Source organism: Proteinivorax tanatarense (assembly GCF_040267685.1).
GTDB lineage: Bacteria > Bacillota > Proteinivoracia > Proteinivoracales > Proteinivoracaceae > Proteinivorax > Proteinivorax tanatarense.
Window position 1 is genome coordinate 2,787,420 of sequence record NZ_CP158367.1, and the last position, 12,767, is coordinate 2,800,186.

Sequence of the window (12,767 nt, forward strand, 5' to 3'; positions counted from 1 at the left end):
AGGTGAAATTATGAAATTAAACAAAAATATAATTGCTTTAACATTATGTTTGTTAATGACGGTTTCTTCTTCTGTTGCAACTTTTAGTGCTGGTTTTGCAGATGAACAAATAACTCCACAGGGAATTCTACCAGAAAAAGAGGATAAATAATTATACTTTTATAGTGTAATTATCTAGTAAAAAATCCTTAATAACCTGTGACATATCCTCTTTTTTACAAGCTTTTGCTATATAATATGATTGAGTAATATACAGGATTGCATCTTCTTTGTTTCCAATTTTATTTAAGGCAAAGCCTTTGTTAAAATTTACGTCAGCCAGAATTTCTAGGGAATCATTTTCTATACAGTAATCAATAGCTCTATCGCACATAGCAATACATTCATGGTATCTTTTAGCATTAGCAAGCCATTTACTTAAGTTGCATAATATCAAAGGGTAAGTTCTTATTTTTTCCTCGTTATAGATTCTGGGATTATCTAGATACTTTTTCAGCTCCATAAGTATCTTTATCCCTTTATTGTAAATGGTAAACTAAAATGGAGAGATTTTGGCAAATAGAAACGGAGAATTTTTTCCAGTTATCTACTAAAAAAATACCCCTTCTGATAAAATTAAAGAGTTAATTTATCAGAGGAGGTATGAGAATTGAAGAGGTGGGATATGTTTGCCAAAATTAAAGAAAATAGGTCTAGGGGATTAAATAAATCCCAAGTTGCAAGGCTACTAGAGATTGACTACAAGACCGTATCAAAGTACTGGGATATGGAGTTTGATGAGTTTTCAGAGCTCCATAATACAGCTCAATCACGGAGAAAGAAGGTGGATAAATACAAAAAGCAAATTTTAGAATGGATTAAAGAATACCGAGATATGTCAGCCGCTCAGATTTATGATTGGCTTTTAGAAAAACATGGTGAGCTAGATTTTAAGGAAAGAACTCTAAGGCTCTATGTAAACAAGCTTAGAAAAGAATATGACTTGCCCAAAGTGACATCAGTTAGGCAGTATGAAGAAATAGAAAATCTTCCTATGGGGTATCAAGCTCAAGTTGATCTAGGAGAGATATGGCTTAAGACACATGATAATAAAAGAGTAAAAGCATATTGTTTTGGAATGGTTTTATCCCATTCAAGATACAAGTTCGTATGGTGGTCGGACAAGCCATTTACAACATCAAGTTTCATCAAAGCCCACAACAAAGCTTTTGAGTACTTTGGCGGCAGACCCAAAGAGATAGTTTATGATCAAGATAAAGTACTAGTAGTTTCTGAAAACAATGGAGATATATTATATACCGAAGGATTTCAAAATTATCTTAACTCTCTTAAGTTTAAAGTGTACCTTTGCAGAAAGGCTGATCCTGAAAGCAAAGGCAAAGTAGAAGCTGTAGTAAAGTATGCCAAGAATAACTTCGCTAAACATAGAAAATTTGTAGATATTGAATCCTTTAATGATGATAATCTAAAATGGCTAGAAAGAACCGGCAATAAAAAAGTCCATGAAACAACAAAGAAGGTACCGGCAGAAGTGTTTGCTCTGGAAAAGGAACACTTAATGCCAATACCTACCCTCTTTGCTGAATCAACTGATACTAAAATTTTAACCTATCTAGTAAGAAAAAACAATACAGTATTTTACAAACAAAACAGATATCAAGTACCCATAGGGACTTATTCACCAGGTAAAGAAGTTAATTTATCAGTTAAAAAAGATTGTATCGAAATAATTGATAAAGATACTAATGAGTTGATTATCACACATAAAATTGCTAAAGGAAAAGGTCAGCTAGTAACAATAGACCACCCAGATAGGCAAAAATCAAGAAAGTACAGTTGCGACGAAATGCGTGAGAAAGTTTTAAAAAGTTTAGGAGAAACTGATAAGGCAATAACGTTTGTTGATATCATTAGGGCTGAAAAATCTAGATACTTTAAAGATCAATCTAACCTAATAATTAAAACAGTGACATCTGAAAACCCGTCACTTGTACAAAAAGCTATTGATTACTGCGTTGAAAGAAAACTCTACAGCGCTGGCATGCTTAAGGATACAATCCAATACTTTAAGGAGGAAGAAAAACGACAACTTAATAAAAAGTACTTTAAGGCAGACATTTCTACCCCTTCAAAGTATCAGGATTTAAAGCCTGAAATAAGAAGTATTGAAGAGTATACTAATTCTTTGAAAGGGGACAGTCACAGTGGAGAAATTGGAGCTAATCAAAGAAAATGCTAAAAAATTAAAGCTTGACTACTTAAATACAAACGCTTCTCAAGTCGTTCAAGATGCAGATGGAAAAAGCATTTCATATCAGCAATTTTTGTTAAACATACTTCAGGAAGAAATGAAACTAAAAGAAGAAAAAGCACAGGCAAGAAGGCTAAAAAACGCTGGTTTTCCTACACTTAAAATTATAGAAGATTTTGATTTAGATTTTCAAAAGTCCATAACTCAAAGACAAGTTAACAGTTTATCGGAATTGGAATGGATAGACCGTATGTATAATTTAATTTTTTTGGGCCCTCCTGGGGTCGGTAAAACTCACTTAGCAATAGCACTAGGCTACAGGGCTGTTGAGATGGGGTACAAGGTTAGCTTTGTTACTATGAACGACCTTATGCACTGTTTAAAAACCCAAGAGATATCAAGAAAAAGTAAAGGCAAAATAAATAAGGTTTTGTCCTCTAGCTTACTAATCATCGATGAACTAGGTTACTTGCCGATATCTAGGGAAGAGTCTAACCTGTTTTTCCAACTCATAACGGCACTTCATGAACAAGCATCACTTATTATTACCTCAAATAAAGGTCTAGAAGACTGGACTGAACTATTGGGTGACCCAGCTTTAACTACAGCTGTTTTAGATAGAATCACTCATAGATGTGAGTTATTTAATATGTCAGGTAAAAGTTATAGATTAGCACACAGAGAATCATTTTTTGAAGAAAATTCTAGGTTTTAACTGGAAAAAGGATAGGGAAAATTAATTGCCAAAATTTCTCCAATTCTACTTGCCAGTTACATTTATCTATATCACCCTTTCTTTTGATATTTATAGCAATGTTGTTGATTAACACAACTTCATCTTGGGTTAACAGCTCATCTTGTAGGTTCTCGATATCAATATTACTTTTAGTCAACGCTAAGGCTCTTTCAAAATTGTGTAGCAACTGTGATTCGTTTGCCCCATTTATCCTTTGGATAAAAGAGTGATGAAGCATAATGAATTGTTTAATTGCTGGCTCTTTTGGGAGAGCCATTTTTTTTAATTTATCCAAAGCTTCTTTATGCTTATCAAATTCCTTAATTGCATAATATCGCCGAACACTATACTTTAGGTTATCTATTTCAAACTCAAGACGAGTTTTATAGTTAGTATATCTGCTTACATTTTTACCCAAACGTTGCATAAGTCTTTCAATTACTTCATTGCTAGGATTGGAAGATCCCGACTCTATTCGGGATAAATAGCTAGGCGTACAAATACCTTCACTAAGCTTCTCTTGTGAAACTTCCTGTTTAAATCTTTCATTTTTGATTAACTCCCCTATAGTTAACATTCTACACTCCTCCTTAGCAATTTCTTAAAAATTCTGATTTACTACATTATACCATAATTTAGGTAGTTTGTATGGATATGTTATATTGCTTAAAGGCTCTGCTAAAAGGGAAACAGCATATAGAAAGCACAAAAAGGTCTATAACTCTAATAAAAATAGTTATAGACCTTTTTAGAAGAATCGGCTGATAATGAGGATTGTTAAAGCTTTTTAACAAACTATTAATTTTTTTACCAATTCCCCTCTCATCTCTTGCACAATTATCTTTTGTATATATAAGCGTAAAAAAGTTAACAGTTTTAGTTTTGGCAAAATGCTAAATATAACGGCATAAAGACCTTACCATTTCAGTAACGCTAGTAGGTAAGGCTTTTGTTATCCATGCTATCACTTTTGTGCTTACTCTAAGAGCAGCTCCTTAACACTTACACCTTCAAACTCTTTAGCTAAGGAATCTAATTTTTCAGGTACTCTTACTTCCACTATTTCTTGATCATCAACTATCCCATACCACGGCATAGCAGCGCCTGAATAATAATCTCCAAACTCAGACAAAAATAAAATTACATTCTCACCTACATTTGCCTCTATTTGTAGCTTATGATCTACGAATCGATCGCCAGCCTTGTTTTCTTTTAATAATATAATATCAACAAACTCTCTATTATCATTATCTACTACTAAATAATCACTTACTCTAACTCGATAAACCTGCCCTCTGTAATCATTTACCGTTGCATAGTCTAATTTTTCTTCTATTTCTCCAATCAAAACTAAGTCGGAAACCTTTTTAAGATATTCATAATCCTGTGCAATATGAGGATCCTGAGCTATAGTAACCTCTTCTTTACCAATACAACCTGCAATAAGGAAAAAACTCAATAAAACTACAAAAAGTGTATTTTTTTTTCATGTAATCACCTTCCAAATTAATTTATGATTCGTTTACTGAAGTGGGGCTTACAGCCAGTTAATCTGCGACAAATTACAAATTATCGTAACCGGTCAAATAGTTGTACAGCACAGAGTTATCCTGCATGTATGATATTTCTTTAAAGATGGCTTTTTTCTATCAACCTCAAATTATTTACTCTAATTGCATACTCTTTTAAGTTTACTACCCCCGTTATTACCATAAATCTAAAAAAGACGACTAAAATATCCACCCTTTCTTTAAGTATGTAATTTCAATATAGGAGCAAGATTAAGTTTTGTCTATAAACTCTCAAGAAAGTTTTCTTTCCCTGAGCTCTAAAGCTGTTTGTGATGCTTCTTGCTTCACTACAGATAACATACTCAGCAAAAAATAAAATTCTATCATTCCATATTGTACCATATAACTACAGTTATGATAGTGGTATGAGTCCTATTATTTCCCACTATGAAAGCTAATGGAAGAAGGGAACGCATAAGGAAAATATAAAGCAATTCTTGTATGAAAGAACCCCACAGATTCTTGAGTTGAATCTGTGGGGTCTTAGTTACTAGTATTCCTGCCCTTTTGGGTGGCAACAACCTACTTCTGTATTCGTCTGAACAGTTATTAATGTCTTATTTGATTTATGATATAATTACACTGTGATTAATTCAACCCATTTTAAGTTAGGGTATTCGACAAAAAGAGTAACTTTAGTAGCTAAATCTAATCCATGAGGCATTAGACCCTTTAAAACATTGCCCACTGTAAAACGCACGCACAGTTTAAAAGCCGGCTAATAAGGATTCGCCATTGTCATCCTAATAAGGTAATAAGGCAGGTCTTTTATATTTTGGGTACTTTATAAAACTCTTATTATAAAACTTAAAATAAAACCCACAATTAACCCTAAAATAAAGATTATTACTAGGTTTTTATTCATAAGCTAATTCCTTTTTTTCTAAACTGAATGGGCACATAGAATGACCATCGGGAGTAACTCTACATCCTTGAGAAGTAAAACCGTGGGATATATTGTCTTGGTCCTCTAAATGCATTGAATCAAGAGTAGGGAATTGGGTAATAAAATCAAAAGCATCTGCCACCCATTCTCCTCCACTTTGTCCTGTGGTATGGATTATTACACCATCTATTACATAAGCTACTACTACGCCTGAAAGGAAAACAGTAATTTTTACACCACTAATAGAATCTGGTTCATCTAAATAGACGTCGTTTGAAATATGTTTAATAGAGTCATCAACATACAGAGGCTCCTCTGCAGCATGCACGGGCATTCCCGCAAAGAAAAGCAATCCCCCTAATACCAATGCTGTAACCATCATCAATCTTTTCTTAAGCATTTAAATCATCTCCCCTTTATTTTTTTATCTCCCTAGTACAACAACTCTTCTCTCTGGTAAGAAGATTATCATTTACAGTCCCAGAACTATGTAAATGCTGTTTTGTAGGGAAAATTACTTGTACAATGAAGAATTTTTAGGATATTTTTTTATATTATGTCGCTTGTTTTTGATATAAATAAAACTTAATATGGCTATCATATAATCATAATTTCATAAAAAAGATTAAAGACTAACTACTTATGCTTACTTAACCAACATTTTCTTGTATTGTGTAAAGCCTGTATCTATAGCAATGATTCATTTAACTAAATAATATATTAAATTTTACAAAAAGTCCATTAACTCTCAGGAAAGTTTTTCTTTCCTGAGAGTTAATGAAAATAGTCCAATTTTCCCTTTTAGAAAAACTTGTCAACTTTTTTCAAACCCAAAAACATTGACTATCTTCCACTATTTTTTTCATTTATTTATGTCAAGCCACTCTAAATTTAAAATGCAACCTAGCTTTCCTAGCCTATACATTCGCTCAATAATCACATATATTTTGCTGGCTATTCTTAAAAAGCCCACTAACTTGTTTTTAAATGGTTAATGGGCTTTTGTTCTACTATATCGTTATAAATTACTATTTAACTCTTCTGTTGCTTGATTTTTATTGGTCACCGCATTTTTCCTGCCGGAGATAAAATATCCTGCTAGCACTAAACCTGCTGTCACCGTTAGCAGTACTGCTATCCCTGTTTGTAGGTTTACGCTGGGGTTGTTTAGTGTTGTGGCTATCTCTCCGTTTATTATCTTGGGTATGTTTAGATAAGTGAAGGGAGATAGATGGGCCATTTCTGTTAGCCCTTGGCTTAGAGCAAATCCTGTTACTCCTATTAATGCTGTGGTTGCCAATACGCTCATTTCTCTTTTTAAAAATAGTGATATAAATATCGATAGTGTTATAAAAAACATCGCTACAAAACTAAATAGCACTATGCTTTCTATAAGAAATCTGCCTAAGTTCATAAAGTGAAATCCTACAGTAAAATCTTCTATATCCACTTTATGCCCATCATAGTCTGAAGCTTCTACCTCCGCTATGCTATCGTAGTTTAAGATTGGATATTGCCAATCGCCAAAGCGTTCAAAAACTGTTCCCACTAATACTACTACTAAAAATATAGATATACAGCTTAGCACTGCCACCACTTTGGCATTAAATAATTTTCCTAAAAACAATTTGCTCTCAGCTATAGGTTGGGTTTTGAGGAAATTTAGGGTGTTCTTTTTACCTTGTTCAGCAGCTAAGCCTCCCCCTAGCAGAAACAGGAATATAACCAGCGGAACAAAGTAAATGTATCTTTCAAAGTACAGGTATAAGGAAAACAGTCCGCTGTTGTCTATTTTGGTGTTTTGTTCAACAAATAACTGTTCATATACTTCTTTATCCCAACGTGAATACATAGTTGAAGGTATAAATTCTCCACTGTAAACTGGCTTAACTTTATTTTCTATTAACCATTTTTTCTCTTCTATACTAGCTATAGCTGTAAACTTATTTCCATCATATCCCACGCCTTTTTCCAAGGTCTGAAGATAATTTTTATTTCGTAAAAGCTGATAATTATATAATGTCTGCCAATTATTTTTTTCATATCCTTCTAATGTATCTTCTAGTTTATCTAAAAGTCGTTTGTCATTATCAATTATTTCTAACCAACTTTTCTTTATAAGATCATAATTTTCATCTTCGTTTTCTTCTGCTCGCTCTAAATCCATAGCCATTCTTTCTTTATTAACATTTAAGCTTTCCTGCAAATTATATCTGCTATCCTCTAACCCTCCAATATAACTAGATTCTCGATATTCTTTTTGTTGGGCAACTAAAGAGTAAAAAAACATGATAAAAAGCAGCAGTATTGTAAGTATTTTTGGTAGCATTGTTTTTCTTTTTAACTTTCTCCATTCAAATCGCTTTATACTCAATAGCATCATAGCCTCTTTTTTTGTTTTCCCATCATTAAACGGCTTTTCCGTCTGAGATAAATAACGCAAATTGATATTACTTTCAGGTATAATCCCATTTAATGCAATACAGAGTATACTCCACCCAAAAGCAATTAACGGATAATACAAAAAATTTGATTGTGGCTGTTGTAATATTTCAGAAAACCTTAAATGAGCAAAAGGATTAATTACAGATTGGGACGCAGGCAAAATTTCTGTAATAAATAAGCCCGTTGACAGTACAAAGACTGTAACTATCAGTACTGTAAATGTATTTTTTCCCCATCTTGTTATAAGCATCACTACGCTAAACGCAAAGGAGCTTACTCCTAAGAATAGTATTGAAGACTTTATCAAATATACAATGGTTGATATAATGCTAAATTCTTTATCAGCAATCAGCACTTGAGGATAGTTCATATTTATTTTGCCATCCCCCAATAGATATGGAATCATTAACCCCACTATCAATGTCATTAAAATATAAATTAAAGTAACCACCACTAAACTAATAAATTTTGCCACAATTATTTTCCAGATAGTGATAGGCTGTGTCTTTATAGTAGCCCAAGTGTTTTCTTCTTTTTCCTCAGTAATGGTGCCTCCAAAAAACAACGTTAAAATTAACAACCCTAAAATTCCTAAAAGAAAGTCTGATGCTTCAGTTAGTAATAGATGTGGTGTTTGAGGATAAACTTCATCCTCATAATATAGCTGATTATCTATAAGCCAAGCATTTTTTTCGATAACTATATCTTTTTGTATACCCTCCAAACTGCTCAAAGGTGTACCACCTTGCTCTTCAAACTGTGTTAGTTGTTGCAAAAACTGCTTTTCGTAGCCCAAGGCCTCTTTAAATTGTCTGCTTTCAAGTTGGCTATTCCATCTTGTTAGAGAAAGTAACATCTCTTGAGTTAGTTTATACTGGTTATCTTGGTTTTCATCAAGGCCTATTTCTTCTTTTAAATTTATTAATTTATCCTGTACCTCACCTATTTCACTCATATATAATTGAATTCTATCCCTTTCATCTTCCTTTATGTTGGAGTACTGAGATACATTGAACTGATATAAGCCAACAGAAATCAATGAAATTATAACTAAAAGCCACAAAAGCTTCTTTTGTTTAAATACCTTTTTAAGCTCAAACTTTAATAACCCCATAAATTATCACTTACCCCCCAACAAATATCTTTTTGTACCGCTCCTCTGAGCCCCATATTTTTTTATCTATGTCCAATAGCTTTATTTTTTCTGCGTCTAAGATATGAAACACTTTATCTAAGGATGCTCCTTCTACATACACTCGTAGGCTTTCGTCTAATATTTCTGTCGGTATGTCCTGCTGCTTGAGCGCTTTTTCTCCTTTTTCTATGTTGTCTAGCTTTAGATCGTAGCAGGCTTTTTCATATTTGGAGATGTCTTCTTTGATTAGGTTTCCGTCTTTTAAAAACAATATTTGGGATGTTACTCTATCTATTTCTGCTAGGTTGTGGGAGGATAGCAATATGGCGGTGCCGCTATTGTATATCTCTAGCAGTAGGTTTCTGACCTTTATGGCGCTGGTGGGGTCTAGTCCGTTTAACGGCTCATCTAGTATTAGGAGTTTGGGGTTGTTTAAAATTGCCATGGTCAGCAGAAGGTGTTGTTTCATGCCCAAGGAATATTTGCCTACCTTTTTGTTGATGTACGAGTCTATCCCCACCCTTTTTGCTGTGCTCATTATCTCTTTTTTTGATATTCCCTGGACATCGCCTATGAACTGTAGGTGATCGTAGCCGGTCAAATAGTCGTACAGTACAGAGTTGTCCTGCATGTATGATATTTCTTTAAAAATGTTAGGGTCTTTGTTGCTTTTTCCCAGCACGGTAACTTCACCTTCGTCGGCAGGCAGCAGGTTGTTGATGACGTTTAGCAAGGTTGATTTACCGGAGCCATTTGGGCCAACTAAAGCTAATATCTGTGGCTGAGTCATTTCTAAAGAGATACCTTTTAGTACCTTCTCCTTGCCATAGGATTTGTGGATGTTTTTTACTGATAAAATCATTTTTACATACCCCCTGTTTATTTTTTCTTTGTTATATATATAGACGTGAAAAAAGCTGAAAAGTTTCAGTTTACTGAAATAACTTTTTCAAAAACAAAACTATAGCCAATGGAAGCTTTACTTATCCACTGACTGTTACATCACCAAGTCCAGTTTTGCTGTTTGTCAAAAGCCCATTGAATTATTTTAAAATGGTTAATGGGCTTTTGTTCTGCTATGTCGTTATAACTTATTATTTAACTCTTCTGTTGCTTGATTTTTATTAGTCACCGCATTTTTCCTGCCGGAGATAAAATATCCTGCTAGCACTAAAACTGCCGTCACCGTTAGCAGTACTGCTATCCCTGTTTGCAGGTTTACGCTGGGGTTGTTTAGTGTTGTGGCTATCTCTCCGTTTATTACTTTAGGTATGTTTAAATAGGTGAATGGGGACAGATGGGCCATTTCTGTTAGCCCTTGGCTTAGGGCAACCCCTGCCGCTCCTGCCATCGCTGTGATAGCTAATACACCCATCTTTTTCTGTATAAATATAGATAAAAATATGGCTATGGTTGTTAAAAACATTGCTACAAATCCTAGCAAAGCGGTGCTTTCTAGTAAATATCTTCCTAGGTTTATAAAGTGAAACCCTTGGTTTGTATTTTCTACTTTATGTCCAGTGTAGTTTGAAGATATTACTTCAGCTTCACTATCATAATTTAGTATAGGATATTGCCAGTCTCCAAAACGGTTAAATACAGTCCCTACTAAGATGACTAAAAGAAATACTGCTATACAACTTAGTACGGTTACAATTTTTGCATTAAATAGCTTGCCTAAGAAAAGTTTACTTTCAGAAACAGGTTGAGTCTTTAAAAAGTTTAAGGTGTTTTTTTTACCCCTTTCCGTCGCCAAACCTCCGCCAAGTAGAGATAAAAGTAACGCTAGTGGTATAAAGTGCAGATGTTTTTCAAAGTAAATATATAAAGTAAATAGACCGCTGTTATCTACTTTTGTGTTTTCTTCTACCCATATTTCTTTAGCTTCTGTGTCATGTTCCCAATTGCCGTAAAAAGTGGTAGGCTTAGGTATAAACATCCCTGAAAAAACTGGCTGAACACCCCTCTCTAACATCCATTCTTTTTCTGCTATAGATGCCTCCAAAGTAAACCTACCGAATGTTTCTTGTGTCCCTGACTGCTCAGCAACAAAACCAGTATCAAGTTCATTATTATAGAATCTATTTTTAAAGAGATGGTAGTTATGAATTGACTGCCAGTCTTTACTATCAAAGCCCGATATTGCTGCTTCCAGTTTATCAATCCTGGTATTAATATGTCTAAGTCCTTTCTCATACCTTAATAGCGTTCTCTCATACGATTCTTGCCCATAATGTTCTTCTGCTCGTTTCAGTTCTATTTGCCTACCTTCTTTTCCTCGCAATAATGCATCTTTTTCCCAAACTAAATCTTGCTCTAACCTTGCAATATAAGCGGTCTCTCTTTGATAAGTTTGATCTGATACTACCGAATAACCAAATAGTACAAGCAAAGCCAAGATAGCATATACCTTAAGTAGTAGACCTTGTCTTTTTATTTTCCTCCATTCAAATGTGCTTATATTCCAAAGGGTTAAGGGACTTTTTTGAGTTAATCCTCCTTTATAAGGTTGCTTGATGTCTGAACTAAAAAGCATGTTTATTTTTCTTTCCGGAATAAAAGCTGCCATGCTGGTAAGTGCAATACCCCATATTATCCCTACTAACGGATATAACCAGTTTACTGTTGGAGAAGTTTGATTTAATATCTCAGAGAAGCGAAGCTGAATAAAGGGATTTGCTATCGTTTGTAGCGGTAAGTACATTTCGGTAATTGCATATCCCATTATAACTGTAAATATCGATAGTAACGTAACGGTAAAAGGATTTTTTGCCCATCTACTTAATAGCAAAGCTATACTGAATGTAAAAATACTTGCTCCTAAAAAAAGCATTGCAGCTCTTGCTATATATTCAGATGTTGAGATGATTGTAATGTGGTCACCTTCGATCATTATTTGTGGGTACTGAAAATCTGCAGTGTGTTCTCCTAAAACATATGGAATGGCTATCCCTACTGTTATCACCAGTAGTATAAATAAAATAGAGGTCAACACTAGACATATATATTTTGCCCCTATTATCTGCCAATTGGATATAGGTTGTGTTTTTAGAAGTTGCCATGTTTTTTCTTCTTTTTCTTCGATGAGTGTGTTTCCAAAAAACAATAGTAAAAGTATGATACCTAGAAGGCTAAATAAAAAACTTGAGCTTTCCTTTAATAATAAATGTACAGAGTTAGGTATTTCTTCATCTTCGTGAAAAAGATTGTGTTCATTAAGCCACTTATGCTTAGCTTCTGCTATTTCTTTTTCTAATCCTTGAAAAGTCACCAACTGCCCTTCCAACTCTTCATACGCTGTTAGATTAGCTAAAAATTCCCCCTCATATTGCATTGCCTCTCTTAGCTGCCTATTTTCTAAAGCCCCTCTCCATTGTACTAAGCTAACCCATATATCTTGAATAGCGTCTAGCTGTCTTGCTTGTAAAGGATCTAATCCTACTTCTTCCTCCAACTCTGTTAGCAGCCTTTGTTGCTCTCCCACTTCATTCATATATGTTTCGTTAATTTTTCCTAGAGCTTGCTGTATATAGCAAGAATGCTGAGAAGAATAGTACAAATAAGTAGCAGCTGTAAATAAAATAACTACAGTTAAAAGCCAAATAAGATTTTTCTTTTTAAATAGTTTCTTTACTTCAAATTTCAAAAGTCCTAACCCCACTCTTTTCACCCTTTCTTAGGTATTTCTTTTTATTTATGTTAAAATAAAATCATTTTTGCATACCCCCTGTTTATTTTTCATT

General features: G+C 33.9%; 10 protein-coding genes. 3 read left to right on the forward strand and 7 right to left on the reverse strand.

Annotated elements, in window-relative coordinates; translation table 11 throughout:
* Positions 1–10: 10 nt before the first annotated feature.
* Positions 11–151 carry a hypothetical protein gene (locus PRVXT_RS13585; protein ID WP_350343397.1) on the forward strand — a complete coding sequence of 47 codons (141 nt, stop codon included), beginning with the start codon at positions 11–13 and terminating at the stop codon, positions 149–151.
* Here the strand turns inward: PRVXT_RS13585 and PRVXT_RS13590 are convergent, their stop codons facing one another.
* Positions 152–502 (reverse strand): hypothetical protein, encoded by a 351-nt coding sequence (locus PRVXT_RS13590; protein WP_350343398.1) that lies wholly within the window; start codon positions 500–502, stop codon positions 152–154.
* A 147-nt stretch (positions 503–649) separates the two neighbouring features.
* On the opposite strand from PRVXT_RS13590, the gene istA reads away from it, so the two are divergent.
* A complete protein-coding gene (gene istA / locus PRVXT_RS13595) occupies positions 650–2,239 on the forward strand; it encodes an IS21 family transposase (RefSeq protein WP_350342320.1) in 1,590 nt (529 codons plus the stop codon).
* Positions 2,205–2,966: an IS21-like element helper ATPase IstB gene (istB, locus tag PRVXT_RS13600; protein WP_350342319.1), complete on the forward strand. Its 762-nt coding sequence runs from the start codon at positions 2,205–2,207 to the stop codon at positions 2,964–2,966. Before istA ends, istB begins: the two co-directional genes overlap by 35 nt.
* Here the strand turns inward: istB and PRVXT_RS13605 are convergent.
* From PRVXT_RS13605 to PRVXT_RS13630, 6 genes are all read right to left on the reverse strand, one after another.
* Positions 2,956–3,564: a helix-turn-helix domain-containing protein gene (locus tag PRVXT_RS13605; RefSeq protein ID WP_350343399.1), complete on the reverse strand. Its 609-nt coding sequence runs from the start codon at positions 3,562–3,564 to the stop codon at positions 2,956–2,958. The two genes, istB and PRVXT_RS13605, sit on opposite strands and share 11 nt — an antisense overlap.
* Positions 3,565–3,963: 399 nt before the next feature.
* Positions 3,964–4,446 (reverse strand): hypothetical protein, encoded by a 483-nt coding sequence (locus tag PRVXT_RS13610; RefSeq protein WP_350343400.1) that lies wholly within the window; start codon positions 4,444–4,446, stop codon positions 3,964–3,966.
* A gap of 969 nt (positions 4,447–5,415) precedes the next feature.
* Positions 5,416–5,844 (reverse strand): hypothetical protein, encoded by a 429-nt coding sequence (locus tag PRVXT_RS13615; protein WP_350343401.1) that lies wholly within the window; start codon positions 5,842–5,844, stop codon positions 5,416–5,418.
* 618 nt (positions 5,845–6,462) lie between these two features.
* The gene (locus tag PRVXT_RS13620) at positions 6,463–9,003 is read right to left on the reverse strand and encodes an ABC transporter permease subunit (protein ID WP_350343402.1); all 2,541 of its coding nucleotides are present in this window, start codon (positions 9,001–9,003) and stop codon (positions 6,463–6,465) included.
* 10 nt (positions 9,004–9,013) lie between these two features.
* Entirely contained in the window at positions 9,014–9,886 is an 873-nt protein-coding gene (locus PRVXT_RS13625; protein WP_350343403.1) for an ABC transporter ATP-binding protein, read from the reverse strand.
* A 222-nt stretch (positions 9,887–10,108) separates the two neighbouring features.
* Complete coding sequence (locus PRVXT_RS13630) at positions 10,109–12,670, reverse strand: ABC transporter permease (RefSeq protein ID WP_350343404.1); 2,562 nt, start codon at positions 12,668–12,670, stop codon at positions 10,109–10,111.
* Positions 12,671–12,767: the final 97 nt, after the last annotated feature.